The sequence below is a fragment of the Cellulomonas hominis genome (assembly GCF_014201095.1).
Taxonomy (GTDB): Bacteria; Actinomycetota; Actinomycetes; order Actinomycetales; family Cellulomonadaceae; genus Cellulomonas; species Cellulomonas hominis.
The window spans coordinates 2,216,766-2,232,731 of sequence record NZ_JACHDN010000001.1; the positions used below are offsets into that span (position 1 = coordinate 2,216,766).

13 protein-coding genes are annotated in these 15,966 nt (G+C 74.2%); 9 read left to right on the forward strand and 4 right to left on the reverse strand.

Annotated elements, in window-relative coordinates; translation table 11 throughout:
- Positions 1-105: 105 nt before the first annotated feature.
- The 4 genes from HNR08_RS10380 to HNR08_RS10395 all read left to right on the forward strand — a co-directional run bounded on the left by HNR08_RS10380 (position 106) and on the right by HNR08_RS10395 (position 7,277).
- Positions 106-885, forward strand: a complete 780-nt coding sequence (locus HNR08_RS10380) for an ABC transporter ATP-binding protein (RefSeq protein WP_146839664.1) — start codon at positions 106-108, stop codon at positions 883-885.
- Between the two features lie 5 nt (positions 886-890).
- Complete coding sequence (locus HNR08_RS10385; RefSeq protein ID WP_246803141.1) at positions 891-2,810, forward strand: FtsX-like permease family protein; 1,920 nt, start codon at positions 891-893, stop codon at positions 2,808-2,810.
- A 515-nt stretch (positions 2,811-3,325) separates the two neighbouring features.
- Positions 3,326-5,215: an RCC1 domain-containing protein gene (locus HNR08_RS10390; protein WP_183835002.1), complete on the forward strand. Its 1,890-nt coding sequence runs from the start codon at positions 3,326-3,328 to the stop codon at positions 5,213-5,215.
- Positions 5,216-5,966: 751 nt separating this feature from the next.
- The gene (locus HNR08_RS10395) at positions 5,967-7,277 is read left to right on the forward strand and encodes an Ig-like domain-containing protein (protein ID WP_146839658.1); all 1,311 of its coding nucleotides are present in this window, start codon (positions 5,967-5,969) and stop codon (positions 7,275-7,277) included.
- Between the two features lie 66 nt (positions 7,278-7,343).
- Here the strand turns inward: HNR08_RS10395 and HNR08_RS10400 are convergent, their stop codons facing one another.
- Positions 7,344-7,940, reverse strand: coding sequence for a TetR/AcrR family transcriptional regulator (locus HNR08_RS10400; protein WP_146839656.1), 597 nt, complete (start codon positions 7,938-7,940; stop codon positions 7,344-7,346).
- Between the two features lie 180 nt (positions 7,941-8,120).
- Here HNR08_RS10400 and HNR08_RS10405 point away from each other — a divergent pair, with 180 nt between their 5' ends.
- Positions 8,121-8,468 (forward strand): VOC family protein, encoded by a 348-nt coding sequence (locus tag HNR08_RS10405; protein WP_146839654.1) that lies wholly within the window; start codon positions 8,121-8,123, stop codon positions 8,466-8,468.
- Between the two features lie 36 nt (positions 8,469-8,504).
- On the opposite strand, the gene HNR08_RS10410 is transcribed toward HNR08_RS10405, so the two are convergent.
- From HNR08_RS10410 to HNR08_RS10420, 3 genes are all read right to left on the reverse strand, one after another.
- Positions 8,505-9,203, reverse strand: coding sequence for a LiaF transmembrane domain-containing protein (locus tag HNR08_RS10410; RefSeq protein WP_183835004.1), 699 nt, complete (start codon positions 9,201-9,203; stop codon positions 8,505-8,507).
- Positions 9,204-9,249: 46 nt separating this feature from the next.
- Positions 9,250-10,158 (reverse strand): polyphosphate kinase 2, encoded by a 909-nt coding sequence (ppk2, locus tag HNR08_RS10415; protein WP_146840635.1) that lies wholly within the window; start codon positions 10,156-10,158, stop codon positions 9,250-9,252.
- A 125-nt stretch (positions 10,159-10,283) separates the two neighbouring features.
- Complete coding sequence (locus HNR08_RS10420; protein ID WP_146840634.1) at positions 10,284-11,393, reverse strand: LacI family DNA-binding transcriptional regulator; 1,110 nt, start codon at positions 11,391-11,393, stop codon at positions 10,284-10,286.
- 241 nt (positions 11,394-11,634) lie between these two features.
- On the opposite strand from HNR08_RS10420, the gene HNR08_RS10425 reads away from it, so the two are divergent.
- The 4 genes from HNR08_RS10425 (at position 11,635) to HNR08_RS10440 (ending at position 15,966) form a co-directional block, all read left to right on the forward strand.
- On the forward strand, positions 11,635-12,927 hold the full coding sequence (locus HNR08_RS10425) for an ABC transporter substrate-binding protein (RefSeq protein WP_146840633.1): 1,293 nt from the start codon (positions 11,635-11,637) through the stop codon (positions 12,925-12,927).
- Positions 12,928-12,948: 21 nt separating this feature from the next.
- Positions 12,949-13,923 carry a carbohydrate ABC transporter permease gene (locus tag HNR08_RS10430; RefSeq protein ID WP_146840632.1) on the forward strand — a complete coding sequence of 325 codons (975 nt, stop codon included), beginning with the start codon at positions 12,949-12,951 and terminating at the stop codon, positions 13,921-13,923.
- Positions 13,923-14,789 (forward strand): carbohydrate ABC transporter permease, encoded by an 867-nt coding sequence (locus tag HNR08_RS10435; RefSeq protein WP_146840631.1) that lies wholly within the window; start codon positions 13,923-13,925, stop codon positions 14,787-14,789. The genes HNR08_RS10430 and HNR08_RS10435 overlap by 1 nt, the downstream gene beginning before the upstream one ends.
- Positions 14,790-14,880: 91 nt before the next feature.
- Positions 14,881-15,966, forward strand: coding sequence for a glycoside hydrolase family 130 protein (locus HNR08_RS10440; RefSeq protein WP_146840630.1), 1,086 nt, complete (start codon positions 14,881-14,883; stop codon positions 15,964-15,966).

Below are 15,966 nucleotides of genomic sequence, written 5' to 3' on the forward strand. Positions count from 1 at the left end.
CAGGCCGCGGGGTTGCGTCGTCGGCGTCTGGAGGGTGACGGCCCGTCGTTCCTAGCGTGGCGAGCGAGAAGAAGGACCCCCTCGCGCCGACCTCCGGAGGACACCATGACGCTCCCCGCACCGACCACCGAGCAGCCCGCCGAGCAGCCCGCCGCGGGCACCGAACCGGCCGTCCGGCTGGTGCAGGTGCGCCGCTCGTACCCGAGCGGCCGCGGCTCGGTCGAGGCGCTCGCGGGCGTCTCGCTGGCGCTGCCGCCCGGCTCCGCCACCGCGATCATGGGCCCGTCGGGGTCCGGCAAGTCCACCCTGCTGAACTGCGCGGCGGGCCTCGACCGGCCGACCGGCGGGCAGGTGCTGATCGGCGGCGACGACCTCACCGCGATGTCCCCGGACGCCGTCACGCGGCTGCGCCGGGAGCGGATCGGCTTCGTGTTCCAGTCGTACAACCTCGTCGGGCACCTGACGGTGGCGGAGAACGTCGCGCTGCCGCTCCAGCTCGGCGGCCGCGCGCCGGACCCGCACCTGCGCCGCTACCTGATGGCCGCGGTGGGCCTGGAGGGGATGGAGGACCGGCTGCCGGGTGAGCTCTCGGGCGGCCAGGCCCAGCGCGTCGCCATCGCCAGGGCGCTCATCACGCGGCCGGCGGTCGTGTTCGCCGACGAGCCGACCGGCGCGCTCGACTCCCACACCGGCGCGCAGGTGCTGGACGTGCTGCGCACCACCGCGGCGACTCTGCGCCAGACGCTGGTGCTCGTCACCCACGACGCCCGGGTGGCGGCGACCGCGGACCGGGTGCTGTTCCTGGCCGACGGCCTCGTCGTCGGCCACCTCGACGCGCCGGGCGTCGACCAGATCACCGACCGCATGCTCGAGCTGGGGCGGTGAGCGGCATGTGGTCCTCCGCCGTCTCCGCCGTCCGCGTCCACCGCGCGAGCCTCGCCGGCAGCGCGCTCGTCGTCGTCCTGGCGGCGGCGCTGCTCACGGCGACCGGGGCCTGGGTCGAGGCGGGTGCCCGGCTGTCCGGCTCCGCGGGTGCCGCCTCCGACCCGGCCGCGTCGATGCTGCTCGCCGTGGCGTCGTCGTTCGCCGGCACGGCCGTGCTCATCGCCCTGCTCGTGGTGGCCTCGACGTTCGCCGGCGCCCTGCGCCCGCGGTCCCGGGAGTTCGCCCTGCTCCGCGCAGTCGGCGCGACCACCGCGCAGGTCCGGTCGTCGATCACCGCTGAGGTGCTGCTGGTGTTCCTCGTCGCAGCACCTCTGGGCACCGTGCCGGGCCTGCTCCTCGCCCCGAGGCTGACCGGCGTGCTGCAGGCCGGCGGCGTCGTGCCCGAGGGCTTCGCGATGACCCTCTCGCCGTGGCCCGTGGTCGCCGCGCTCGTCCTGCTCGTGCCGACCGCCCTGGTCGCCGCGCGGGTCGCCGCCCGCGAGAGCGCGCGGCTGAGCCCCGCCACGGCGCTCCAGCGCGCCGCGGTGGAGCGCTCCGGGCTGTCGCGCGGCCGCCGGCTCGCGGCGGGCGTGCTCGCGGGTGCCGGCCTCGCGGCCGCGGCCGTGCCGTTCGCGCTGCCCGGCCTGCTCGGCAGCGCCGCCGCGACCACATCGGCGTTCCTGCTCGTCACCGCGGCCGCGCTGGCGGGTCCGGTGCTGGTCGGCGGGGCAGCGCGCCGGGGACTGGCGCTCGGTGGGCGGGGCGCTGTCACCACGCTCGCGCTGGCGAACGCGCGCGGCTTCTCGCGCCGGCTCACCGGCGCGATCGTCCCGTTGGCGCTGCTGCTGGCGCTCGGCACCGTGCAGTCCGGGGTCAACGCGGGCCTGGTGGAGGCCGCCGGGCGCCAGGTGCGGGACGGGATCACCGCGGACCTCGTGGTCACGGACGCCGCCGGCCCCGACGACGCCGCGCGGGTCGCCGCGCTCCCGGGGGTCGCCGGCGCCGCCGTGACCTCCCTCGTCCCCGCGCAGGTCATGACGGACGAGCCCGACGAGGACCTGCCGTTCCTGGACGGCCTGAGCTGGGAGGCCACCACGCTGCGCACCGCGCCGGCGGACGCGGGCCTGCTCGACCCGGACGTCCGGTCCGGCGACCTGGCCGACCTCCAGGCGGCGGGCACCATCGCGCTCAGCCGGGAGGCCGCCGTCACCGGGTCCGCCCGCCTCGGCGAGCCGGTGCTCGTCCGCATCGCCGGCGCGGAGCAGCAGCTCACCGTCGTCGCCCTCTACGAGCGGGGTCTCGGGCTCGGTGACTACCTCGTGGGCGAGCACGTCGCGGCCGAGGCCGCCCGTGCCGGCGCGACGCCGGCCGGCACAGCCCTGCTCGTGCGGCTCGACGACCCGGACGCCGCGCCGGCCGTGCGCGACGCGATCGTCGCGGCCGGGTCCGAGGTCGCGGACGCCGTGGGGTATGCCGCGTCCGTGCAGGCGGCGGCGGCCGGGGAGCAGGGCCTGTCGACCTGGCTGCTGCTCGCGCTGCTCGCGTTCGTCGCGGTCGGGGCGGCCAACACGCTGGTGCTGCTGGTCCGCTCCCGCGGGCCGGAGCTGGCGCTGCTGCGCCGCACCGGGGCCACCCGCCGGCAGCTCCTGGCCATGGTGGCCGTCGAGTCCGGCCTGGCGACCCTCACGGCGCTGGCGGTGGGCCTGGCCTGCGTGCTGCCCGCGCTGGTGGGCGTGGGGCAGGGGCTGCTGGGCACGCCCCTCCCCGTGCTCGACGCCGGGGTGCTCGCCGGCCTGGCCGGGGCGGTCGCGGTGATCGGCGTGCTGGTGCCGGTCGCGGCGGCGCTGGGCGCGGTGCGCGGACGGGCGGCGGCTGCGCGGGGCTGAGCGGGGCCGGGTCCCGGCGCGGTGCCGCGCCGGCGGCCGAGGCAGGACGGGCGGCCCGCAGGGCGGCGTGCACCGGGAACCCCTCGTCCGCATGGGGGTCGTCGGCCGCCTCGAGCAGGACCATCCGGAGCGCGGTCACGGTCTCGGCCGCCTCGAGGTGGACCCGCTGCTGCCCGCTGTCTGATCCGCATCGTCCCGTGCCGGCACCGGGAGCGGGGCGGCGCTACGGCGGCGCAGGGCCGGGGTCGGTGCAGAGGGCGATCCTCGTCCGACCGCGCGCCGCACTCGGCGTCTCTCCCTGAGAGCGGCAAGCGGTGCGCTGGGCGGGTGGGTGCTACCCCTACGTATCGCTGAGCCGGTACACCTACCGGGCGGCCCGTCGGCACCCAGATATGGCCGGTTCTCCACCGAAGGTCCCCGGGGGCGACCCCTGGGGACCGAGGTCCCACCCGGCGCGTGCCGCCCGCGGCCTACGGTCCGGGATCTCGTCGAGCCACGTCCCTGGGAGCCTCCCGATGCCTGTCCCCTTCGTCGTCTCAGCAACCGCACTCCTGCTGACCGCCGTGCTCCCCTCGGGCGGCCCGACCTCTGGTGGCACGGTGGTGACCGTTCCTGCGGATCGCTTCGTCTTCGCTCAGGTCGCGGCCGGCGAGCAGCACACCGTCGGCCTCGCGAGCGACGGCACCGTGTGGGCGTGGGGCGACAACAGCGTCGGCCAGCTCGGTGACGGCACGTCGACGGCCTCCGCTGTGCCGACGGCGGTCGTGGGGCTGGAAGGGGTCCGCATCGTCCAGGTCGACGCCGGGTACAGCCACAGCATCGCGCTGGCAGACGACGGCCGGGTGTTCACATGGGGCTACGGCTTCTACGGGCAGCTCGGCGACGGGAGCGGCGTGACGTCGGACGTCCCCGTACAGGTCCCCCCGTCCGAGCTCGACGACCAACCGGTCGTCCTCGTGGACGCCGGACCGTATACCTCGGCCGCCGTGGGGGCGGACGGCACCGCCTATGCGTGGGGACAGGGCACGTCCGGCCAACTCGGTGACGGGACGGGCGTCAACCGTCGAGTCCCGGTGACGGTCGACACCAGCGCGGCAGGTCCGGGTGCGAGAGTCGTCGACGTCGACGCGGGCTGGAGACACGGGATCGCGCTGACCGACCAGGGGGAGGTTCTGACATGGGGCGACGACGCTGAGGGCCAACTCGGACGGGGGTTCGGAGGGCAGGCCATGACGCCCGTCCTCGTCTCCGGGGTGCTCGACGGTGTCGAGGTGGTGGACGTGGCAGCGGGTGGATGGCACTCGCTCGCGCTGGACGGAGCGGGGCGCGCGTACGCCTGGGGCGCGGGGGTGCAGGGACAGCTCGGTGGGGGCTCCACCAGCGGAAGCGCACTGCCCGCCCCGGTCACGTCGGGCTCGGTACGGTTCCGCGCACTCGACGGCGGCTACGAGCACTCGGTCGCCTTGTCGGCCGACGGTGTGCCCTACGTCTGGGGCGACAACGGACTGGGCGCCCTGGGTCAGCCCCACGCACCGAGCAGCCCCGTACCGGTGCCCGTGGAGCTCGGGGGCGACGGAGCGGTTCAGGTCTCGGCTGGTTGGGAGCACGTCGTCGCGCTGACGGCCGACGGCATCCCGGTGACGTGGGGGAACAACGCTGACGGACAAGCGGGCGACGGAGTGGTCGGCGGAGCCACCGGGCCGCGCCCTGCGTTGATGCCGGAGGTGCAACTGAACGTCGGCGGCGCTCCTGCTACGGACGTGTCGTGGACCGGTTCCGAGTTCCTGACGGGCGTGACCCCCGCACATGCCTCCGGAGTCGTCGACATCGACGTCGTCCAGGGTGGGAATGGCCGCTATCCCCGCACCGTCAGTTCCCTCATTGACTCCTACACCTTCGGGACGGCCCCCGTTGTCGAAGCGTCCCCCGTCTCGGTCGTCACCCGCCCGGGTGAGATCGTGGAGCTCGCGGCGCGTGCCTCGGGCGACGAGACGCCGACGGCACAGTGGCAGCAGTGGTCGTCGGCAGACGAGAAGTGGGTCGATGTTCCTGGCCAGACCGGCTCCGGTGCGGCGACGACGCTGAGCGTCACCGCGCCGGAGGGTGGCGTCGTGCGGTACCGAGTGGTGTTCGCTAACCCGCTGGGTTCGGCTGTGTCGGAGATTGCTGAGATCACCGTGCCGATCGTGGTCGACGCCGATCAGCCCCAGCCTGGCGCGGAGCCTGGGGCTACGGGACCGGTCGCCCCCACCTCGGCTGACCGCGACGTGGCGCCTTCCGGAAGGCTTGCAGTGACTGGTGCGGGCTTGCTCGGACCGGTCATTCTCGCCGCACTCGTGCTCGCCGCGGGTCTGGTCGCGCGCAAGCTCGCTTCGAGCGGCCTTCGGGCGGGGCGCGGCGCGTAGGGTCACCACGCGCTGCTGCGAGGGGAACGTAGAGCACCTGCATCAGGTCCGACGTCCGGAACTCGGGTGGAGCCGCAGGGCAGCCGCTCCGGCCCGGGCCGCCTCGCCTGGCCGAACCGCCACCACGACCGTCGCGGTGGCGGTTCGGCGTGTCCGGGTCGGTGCTCGCCGGGCGCAGGACCGGCACGTGACGCGATGGCATCGAGCGTTGACGCAGGCAGCCGCCTGCCCGCGGCGTGTCGGCCTGGAGGGCGCACGCACGGTGGTGCGGCTGCGCCGCGGGTGAAACCTCAGGCCGCGAGGCCCTCGCAACTGGGTGTCGCTGCGGCTCCTCGGCGGCGACGGTGGCTGCGGACGGCGCACTCGTCATCAGGGGAAACGCCGAGGAAAGCGGTGGGACGGCTTGCCCCGGCCGCGTGGGATCGGGCGGATCATCTGCTCGGACGGGGTGTTCGATTCCGCAATTGTGAGTATGTCGCGCCGCCCCCTACGCAAGTGGCCGACCGTGGGTGTCTCTCCCGGGCGCGCCCCGCCGGGCGGCAGTTCTCCATGGCGGTCACGACGCTGAGCAGGGAGTTCGGCGCATCGACGCGCCGCCGCCGCCGGTGACCCGGTGGTGACCACCCGCGCGCCATGGCAATAGCGGATCGATTTCCACTCTACTCAAGATGACCGTCCCGGACTGCGGCATGAGGGCCCGGATAGGTTCGTCCTTCGCCTTGTCCGACCGCAGAAATGGAGTGTGAGTCCGATGACGACGTCCGCCGCCCGCCGAGGGACGGCGCGCAGCCTGCTGGCGGTCGCCGTGGCCGCCGTCCTGGTCTGGGCGTCCGGCACGGTCGGCGTCCCGGCCTCCGCGGCGACCATCCCCGGCGCCGTGACGGCGGTCTCGGTCGTGCCCGACGACCCCGCTCCCGGGCAGAGCGTCCGGCTCGACCTGACCTGGGCCGTGCCCGACACCGCCCGCGGCGGCGACACGTTCACGCTCGACCTCCCCGGCGAGCTGAACCGCATCACGACGTCGTTCGCTCTCGCCGACGAGTCCGGCGCGACGGTGGCGACCGCCCAGGTGACGGACGGCCTCGTCACGTTCACCCTGACCGACTTCGTGGACACGCACACCGACGTCCACGGCACCGCGTTCTTCTGGGTCCGGCTCTCCCACGAGGTCACACCCGGCGAGACGCTCACGCTCGACTTCGGGTCGGTGACCACGGTGATCACGCCGAGCGACCCGGGAGGGGGCGGGGGCGACCCGGGTGACCAGGACCGCGACGTGCCCTACAAGCGGGGGAGCTGGTGGGACGAGGAGACGGGGCAGTGGGGCGTCGAGGGGGACCTCCTGGTCTACCTCGTGGAGACGCCGGTCGGGCCGTTCGACCGCGTGACGGTCGACGACCGTCTGGGTGCGGGCCAGAGCTACGTCTGCGACGGGGCCGACGCGCCGCAGGTGTACCTCTACGGGATCGACCCGGACACCGGGCACTACTCCGGCACGGTGACCCGACCGTCGGCCGACCGCGTGTCGGTCGACTGCGGCGAAGACGGCCTGCGGGTCACGGTCCTCGGCGTCCCGGCGGACACCCTGGTCGGCGTGATGTACCGGGTGCGCGTCACCGACCTCGACCGTGAGTACTACACGAACACGGCCTCGGTCACCGCCGACCAGCAGACCCAGCAGGTCGAGGCGCTGGTGGAGCGCACCGGGGCGGGCGGTGACGGCTCCGGTCAGCTGCCCGGCCCGGAGCCCGACCCCGAGCCGGAGCCGGACCCGGAGCCGCAGCCGGAGCCGGACCCGGAGCCGCAGCCGGAGCCGGACCCCGAGCCGCAGCCCGAGCCGGACCCGGAGCCCGACCCGCAGCCGCAGCCCGAGCCGGACCCGCAGCCGCAGCCGCAGCCCCAGCCCGCTGGCGAGCCGCAGCCGGCGGCGGTTGAGCAGCCGTCCGGGGAGCTGGCGGTCACGGGGTCGGACGTCGTCACGCCCGCGGCGGCGGCAGCCCTCGTGCTCGTGCTCTCCGGCGTCCTGCTCGTGCTCGCCCGGCGGAGGCAGGCGTCGCGCTGAGTGCTGGAGGGGCCGGTCCCCGCGCCGGGAGGGGCGCGTGGGCCGGCCCCGTCCGCGTCCCCGGTGTCAGTCCTCGGCGGACGCGCCGTACCGGAGGCCGTCCACCACGAGGTCGAGCAACCCCCGGACCCGCTCGGCCCACCGGTCGGAGCCCGGCACGTTCCACACCCCGCCCATCGCGAGCATCACCTGCTCGCCGTCGACGTCGCCGCGCACGGTCCCGTCGGCGCGACCTGCCGCGAGCAGGGTGTCGATGGCGGCGATGATCCGGGTGCGGGTCTCGCCGAACAGCGAGGAGTCCGAGCCGGCGGCTGCGCGCAGCGCGGCTCCCATGCCGCGCTTGGTGGCGGCGTACCGGACGTACCGGCCCATCCAGGCGCGCAGCGCGTCGACGGCGGTGGGCGCGCCGTCCAGCAGGGCCGCGGCGGAGTCGCACAGGTCGGCGACCTCCTGGCGGTAGGCGGCCTCGACGAGGGCGCCGCGCTCGGGGAAGTGGCGGTAGAGCGTGCCGATGCCGACGCCGGCCCGCTGGGCGATGGTCTCCAGCGGGGTGTCGCCGTCCTCGGCGAGCGCGGCGGCGGCGACCGTGAGCAGCCGGGCGCGGTTGCGGGCCGCGTCGGCGCGCAGGGGGCGGCCGGTCGACGTCGCGGGTCCGGTGGTCACGGGCGGTCTCCTCTTGCGATCCGGAGGTCCCTCCGGTTAGAGTCGAGGAGCGAAACGAGAGGCTCCTCCGTTTCCCAGGATACGCCGCCCGCGCCACCGCCGCCCGCGGCGCCCGCCCCCCTCGTCCCCCGCCGCGTGTCCGCGATCCGGGGGCGACGTCCCAGCACCAGGAGGCACCCCATGGCCAGCACCTTCCACGGACTCACCTTCGACGCGTACGACGCCCACGCGGTCGCGCAGTTCTGGGCCGCCGCCCTCGGCCGGGACGTCGCGCCCGGTGCCACCGCCGAGCACGCCGAGCTGCCCGCCGACGCGGACGCCCCGCGGCTGGCCTTCGACCGGGTGCGTCCGGGCGGCGTCGTCCGGAACACGCTGCACCTCGACCTGGTGACGGCCGACCTGGAGGGGGAGTCCGACCGGCTCGTCCGGCTGGGGGCACGGCGGCTCGGCGCCGTCGGCGGGACCGCGCGCTGGGTGAGCCTGACCGATCCCGAGGGCAACGCGTTCGACCTCATCCCGGCGGCCTGACCGGGCGATCGGCCGGGCGCCGCGCCGGTGCTGCGCTCAGTACCCGGCGGCGGGCTGCTCCTGCGCCAGCGGCTTGCCGTGCTTGACCGTCGCGCCGCCGAAGATCGCCACGACGTGCACGTCCAGCACCGGGGCGTCGGGGTACGGGGGCGGGACGGTCTTGTCGTCGGAGCCGCCGAACACCGAGAGGTTGTTCAGGCGGACCCGCCAGGTCGGCGGCACCTTCATCTCGACCCCGCCGAACATCGTGAACACGTCGATGCGGGCCCGGTCGACGATGTTCGCCGCCCGCAGGTCCAGGTCGATGCCCCCGAACACCGCGGTGATCGACGCGGACCGGAACTGCTGCGAGGTCGTGCGCCGGTCGCCGCCCCAGAAGAACACGAGCATCCGGAGACGGTCGGGGTCGGTGCGCCGCCCCGTCGCGGCCACGAGGATCGAGCAGCCGAGCAGCGCGAGCGCGATCGGCAGCGCGTACGTGCTCGCGCTGCCGTGCACCAGGTCGAGAGCCTCGAGCAGCCAGAACGTCCCGAGCCCGAGGATGAGCACCGGCCCGATCCAGGCGCGCGGCACCAGCGCCAGCGCGGCGGCGCCGACCGCGATCACCGCCAGGGGCAGGAGCACCTCCCACAGGCTCGCGACCTGGAGCACGTCCAGGCGGTCGAGCAGCAGGACCCCGCCCGCGAGGACGAGGACGGTGCCGAGCAGGAGCTGACCGACCGGACGTTGAGCCATGCCCGCCACGGTAGCGGCGCGGACGGCCTGCGCATGGGCCGTTCGGCTACTCGTCCGCCGGCTCGTTCTTGCTGCGGATGACCAGCAGGGGGTCGGCGCGCCCGACGACCGCGTGGTCCTTGCCGTCGTAGTCGAACTGGCCGAGGAAGAACCGCATGGCGTTGATCCGGGCGCGCTTCTTGTCGTTGGACCGGATGATCGTCCACCGCGCGTACCGCTTGTCGGTGCGGCGGAACATCTCCTCCTTGGCCTGGGTGTACTCCTCCCAGCGGTCCAGCGAGGCGAGGTCCATGGGGGAGAGCTTCCACCGGCGCACGGGGTCGAGCTGCCGGATCGCGAACCGGGTGCGCTGCTCGGTGCGGGACACCGAGAACCAGAGCTTGGTGACGTGCACGCCGGACTCGACGAGCATCCGCTCGAACGCGGGGGCCTGCGCCATGAACGTCTGGTACTCCTCGTCGGAGCAGAAGCCCATGACGCGCTCGACGCCGGCGCGGTTGTACCAGGACCGGTCGAACATGACGATCTCGCCGGCGGTCGGCAGGTGCTGCACGTACCGCTGGAAGTACCACTGGCCGCGCTCGCGGTCGCTCGGCTTCGACAGGGCCACGACGCGCGAGGTCCGCGGGTTGAGGTGCTCCGTGAAGCGCTTGATCGTCCCGCCCTTGCCCGCGGCGTCCCGGCCCTCGAACAGGACGATCGCCCGCTTGTCGTTGTCCTCCAGCCAGTACTGGAACTTCAGGAGCTCGACCTGCAGGCGGTACTTCTCCAGCTCGTACGCGTCCCGGTCCATCAGCTCGGGGTACGGGTACCCCTCCTGCCACGTGTAGACGGGGTTGCCCTGCGGGTCGATGAGGTCCGGGTCGGGGGTGTGGCCGTCGCGGACCGTGTAGCCGCTGTCGCGCAGGAACTCGATGTACTCCCGCAGGTCGCGCGGCGGGTCGACGACGGTCATGCGGATCACTCCTGGGCTCGCCGGGGTGGGAGCTCCACTCTGCGGGCGCGGGGTCGCCGGCGCCAGTGCTGTCAGGCCCGCGCGACGGGCTCGCCCTCACCGGCTCGGAGGGACGTCGCAGGCGCTCAGCGTCCCGCGGCGGCCCCCGGCCGGTGCCGCGCGGCCGCCGTGCTGCCGCGGACGACGAACTCGACCGGCGGCAGCCGGACCTCCTCCGGCTCGCGGCCCTCGACGAGCGCGATCAGGGTGCGCGCGCACGCCCGGCCCCACTCGATGACCTCCTGCCGGACGGTGGTCAGCGGCGGGACGACGAACGCCGCGAGCGGCACGTCGTCGAACCCCACGACCGACAGGTCGTGCGGCACGCGGATCCCGCGCTCGGTCGCCACGGAGATCCCCGCGATGGCCATGAGGTCGTTGCCGTAGACGATCGCGCTCGGCGGCCGCGGCAGGTCGAGGAGCTCGTGCGTGGCCCGCGCGCCCGAGGCCCCGGAGAAGTCCGCGACCACGACGAGGTCCGGCTCGAGCCCGAGCTCGACCATCTCCCGCTCCCAGGCGCGCCGCCGCAGGTCGGAGTGCACGTAGCCCGGGGCGCCGGCGACGTGCGCGATGCTCCGGTGGCCGAGGGCGTACAGGTGCCGCACGGCGCGCCGGACGCCGGCCTCGTCGTCGACGCCGATCGGGCGGGGGCGGCCGTCCACCGGGGGGACCGGCCCGACCAGCACGTAGGGCAGCCCCAGGCCGTCCAGCTGCGCGGGGCGCTCGTCGTCGGCGCGCAGGTCGGTGAGGAACACGCCGTCGACCCGGGACTCGCGGGCGAACTGGTGGTAGGCCGCGCGCTCGGTCTCCTCGCCGTCGACGACCTGGAGCACCAGCGCGTACCCGAGGCCGGAGAGCCCGCTCTCGACGCCGGCGACGAACTGCGGGAAGAACGGGTCGGTGCTGAGCAGCTCCGGCTCCCGCCGCACGACGAGCCCGAGCGCCTGGGCGCGGCTGCGGGACAGGGCGCGCGCCCGGGAGTCCGGCCGCCAGTCGAGCTCGCGGGCGGCCTCGAGGATGCGGGCGCGGGCCGCCTCGCTCACCCCCGAGCGGCCGTTGAACACGAAGGAGACGGCGCTCTTCGAGACCTGCGCGCGCTCGGCGACGTCGCCGATGGTCGCCCGCCGGGCCTTGGCCTCGGGCTTCGGGTCGTGCGCCGCCGACGGGCCGGCGTCCGGTGCTGGTGCTGCGTCCACCTCGCCATCGTAGCGCAAGCGGCGCGCACCGGTTTAGTAAACCGAGCATCGTCTTCACCCGCGTAGTGACGCCGCCCTGACCGGTTTGCCCTACCGGGTTGACCTCCACGACTCAAACCGGTTTACTCGGCCGCAGCCGGTCACGGACGACCGGCGCCCCGACCGCCGCCAGGCGCCCGGGGCAGGCGGGGACGCAGCGTCCCGGGAAGCGAGGAGCGGCGCGATGAAGCGTGGCGCACGAATGGCAGTCCTGACGGCGGCCGCGGCGGTGGTGGTGCTCCCGCTGGCGGCGTGCGGCTCGGGCGACGGGGGCGAGCCGGGGTCGGGCGCGGGCCTGGGCACCGGCCCGATCGACATCTGGTACTCGACCAACGAGCAGGAGATCGCCTGGGGCGAGCAGGTCGTCGAGGCGTGGAACGCGGAGCACGCCGACCAGCAGGTGACGGCGCAGGCGATCCCCGCCGGCAGCTCGTCGGAGGACGTCATCGCGGCGTCGATCACCGCGGGCAACACCCCGTGCCTGGTGTTCAACACCGCCCCCGCCGCGGTGCCGGCGTTCCAGAAGCAGGGCGGCCTGGTGAACCTCTCGGCGACGTTCGACGACGCCGAGGACTACATCACGGGCCGCTCCGGCGCGGCCGCGGACGGGTTCCGCAGCGCCGACGGGGACCTCTACCAGCTCCCCTGGAAGACCAACCCGTTCATGCTCTACTACAACAAGACGGTCTTCGAGGCGGCGGGCCTGGACCCGGAGAACCCCCAGCTGTCGACCTACGACGACCTGCTCGCGGCGGCCGAGGCGATCCAGGCGTCGGGCGCGGCGGACTACGCGATCTACCCGCCGGCGACCGCGGACTACACGAACGTCAACTTCGACTTCTACCCGTTCTTCCTGGCGAACTCGGGCGGCACGCAGCTGATCGAGGACGGGAAGGCGACCTTCGCCGGCGACGAGGCGCTCGAGACGCTCGAGCTCTGGCAGACCCTCTACGCGGAGGGCTACGCCTCGGCCGAGGCGTACAGCGGCGACATGTGGGCCGGTCCGTTCGCCGACGGCGTGGCGGCCATGGGCATCGCCGGGCCGTGGGGCGCCGGGCAGTTCGACGGCAAGGTCGAGTACGGCGCCGTCCCGATCCCGACGGCCGACGGCACCGCCGCGGACGAGACGGCCACGTTCGCCGACTCGAAGAACGTCGGGCTCTACTCCGCGTGCGAGAACCAGCAGACCGCCTGGGACTTCCTCAAGTTCGCCACCGACGACGAGAACGACCTCGCCCTGCTCGAGACCACCGGGCAGTTCCCGACCCGGACGGACGTGCCCGAGCTGGCTGCGGAGTTCCTGGCCGAGCAGCCGTTCTTCGAGGCGTTCGCGGCCGCCGTGCCGCTCGCCGTGGACGTGCCGACGGTCGACGGGCTCGCGGAGAAGATGCAGGTCTTCCGCGACGCGTGGGGCGAGGCGGTGCAGTCGGGCTCGGGCGACCTCCCGGCCGTGTTCGGCGCCGCCGCCACGACCGTCGACGGCCTGGCCGGCTGACCGACGGGACGGATCGACACCATGACCACCCTCCGCGACGAGGGCCTGCGGTCGCAGGCGCGGGCCACGGACGACCGTGGCCCGCGCCGGGGCGGCCCGCAGCGCCCCCGGGGCCGGCGCCTGCAGCGCTGGCTCGGCGAGCACCCCCTCGGTGCCCTGCTCAGCGCGCCGTACACCGCGTTCGTCGTCGTGGTGTTCCTCGTGCCCTTCGGGTTCGGGGTCTGGATGTCGGTGCACGACTTCTTCTTCACCGCGCCGGGCGTCCAGGTCCCGCACCCGTTCGTCGGGCTGGAGAACTTCCAGCAGGTGCTGGGCGACCCGGCGGTGCGCCAGGCGTTCCGCAACCTGCTGGTGTTCCTCGTCATCAACGTGCCGCTGACCGTCGTCCTCGGCCTGCTGCTGTCGACGGGCCTGGACGCGGTCGTCCGGTGGAAGGGCTTCTTCCGGGTCGCGTACTACGTCCCGTACGTCACCGCCTCGGTCGCGACGCTGGCCGCCTGGATCTTCCTGTTCAGCGGCAACGGGGTGGTCAACCAGCTGCTCGGCAGCCTGGCGCCGGACCCGACGTGGCTGGCGAACCAGGGGCTGATCATGCCGCTGATCGCGGTGTACGTGACCTGGAAGAACCTCGGCTTCTACGTCCTGCTGTACCTCGCCGGGCTGCAGAACGTCCCGCGCGAGCTGCACGAGGCGGCCGAGATGGACGGGGCCGGCGCGTGGCGGCGGTTCCGGTCCGTGACCCTGCCCGGCGTCCGCCCGGTGACGTCGCTGGTCGTGCTGCTGTCGATCATCACGACCGGCCAGATCTTCACCGAGCCGTACCTGCTCACCGGCGGCGGCCCGAACGGCGCGTCGATGACCCCGGCCCTGCTGATGTACCAGAAGGGCATCCAGCAGGGGCAGCCGGACATCGCGGCCGCCATCGGGATGATCCTCGTGGTCGCCGTCATGGTCCTGTCGCTGGCCTCGCGCCGGCTCACGGAGAGGAAGGGCTGATGGCGACCACGACCACCGCCCCCGACCGCACGCGCCGGCGCCTGCTCGCCGCGGGCCGGTTCGCCGTCCTGCTGGTCGGGGCGTTCCTCGCGCTCGTCCCGTTCTACTCGATGGTGATCGGCGCGCTGCAGGAGGAGCGGGACACCAGCCTGCTCGGGATGCTGCCGCTGCCGGGCAACCTGACGCTGGCGAACTTCGCGGGCGTCAACGACTCGATCGACCTGGCGCAGTCGCTGCTGAACTCGCTGATCATGACCGCGGGCGTCGTCGGGTGCACCCTCGTGCTCGGCCTCATGGTCGGGTACGCGCTGTCGGTCCTGTCGTTCCGCGGCCAGGGGCTCGTGTTCGCGCTCGTGCTGCTGGTGCAGGCGATCCCGTTCCAGCTGCTCATGGTCCCGCTGTACGTCATGGTCGTGCGCTACTTCGGGCTCGCGGACAGCTACCTCGGCATGATCCTGCCGTTCGCCGTGAACTCGGTGGCGGTGCTGATCTTCCGGCAGTACTTCCTGCAGATCCCGCGGGACGTGTTCGACGCGGCCCGGATCGACGGCGCGAGCGAGCTCCGGATCCTGCTGTCGGTGGCGGTGCCGCTGGTCCGGCCGGCGATCCTCACCGCGATGCTCGTGACGTTCATCGGCCCGTGGAACGAGTTCCTCTGGCCGTTCCTGGTGACGAAGGACGCCACCATGCAGCCGCTCGCGGTGAGCCTGGCGAACTTCTCGCAGGCGAACTCGACCTTCCAGGACAACCCGATGGGCGCCGTGCTCGCGGGGGCGTGCGTGCTCGCGGTCCCGGCCGTCGTCCTGTTCCTGCTCTTCCAGCGCCACTTCACGTCGGCGAACCTCGGCTCGGCCGTCAAGGGCTGAGCCCTCCCGCGCCCGCGCACCCCCGCACCCCGCACCACCCCCGGCGCACGCCGACGTCCTCGGCGCGCCCACGAGACCCCCAAGGCAGGTCATGAGCCAGGTCAACCACGCGTCCGTCGCGACCGTCCCCTACGCGCTGCGGCGGCTCGGCACGATCATGGAGCCCGAGCCCGGCAACCCGCTGGAGGCGGAGGGCGTCCTCAACCCCGGCACCGCGTGGGGCCCGGACGGCGAGCTCTACCTGTTCCCGCGCCTGGTCTCGGCGGGCAACGTCTCCCGGATCGGGCGGGCGCGGGTCGTCGTCGCCGACGGGGTCCCGGTGGGCGTCGAGCGCCTGGGCGTCGTGCTCTCCCCGGACGAGGGCTGGGAGCACGGGCGGCAGAACGCCGGCGTCGAGGACCCGCGGATCACGTTCGTCGAGCCGCTCGGCCTGCACGTCATGACCTACGTCGCGTACGGGCCGCTGGGCCCGCGCCCCGCGCTCGCGGTCTCCGAGGACACGGCCACCTGGCGGCGCCTCGGCCCGATCCGGTTCGGGTACCGGCCCGAGCTCAGCACCGACCTCAACCTGTTCCCGAACAAGGACATCGTGTTCTTCCCCGAGCTCGTGCCCGGCCCCGACGGCCGGCCCGCGCTCGCGCTGCTGCACCGCCCGATGTGGGACCTGGACTGGCTGCGCCCGGGCGAGGGCGCCCCCACGCCGGCCGGGATCGACGACGACCGGCCCTCGATGTGGATCGGCTTCGTGGACCTCGAGGCCGTGCGTCGGGACCTGTCGGCGCTGACGCACGTCGAGCACGCCTCGATGCTCGCGGCGCCCGTCATGCCCTTCGAGGAGTCCAAGATCGGCGGCGGCCCCGCGCCGCTGCGGGTGCCGGAGGGCTGGCTGGTGCTGCACCACGGCGTGACCGGTGCCGACGTCAAGGGCTTCGAGCTCGCGTACGGCGCGCGGTACACCGCCGGGGCGATGCTCCTGGACCCCGCCGACCCGCGCCGGGTCCTCGCGCGGACCCCCGAGCCGCTGCTCGTCCCGGAGACGGACGCCGAGCTCGAGGGCACGCTCGGCAACGTCGTCTTCCCGACGGCCGTCGAGCGGATCGGCGACCGCTGGTTCGTGTTCTACGGCATGGCGGACTCCCGGATCGGCGTCGCCGAGCTGGTACGGGACGAGGGCTGA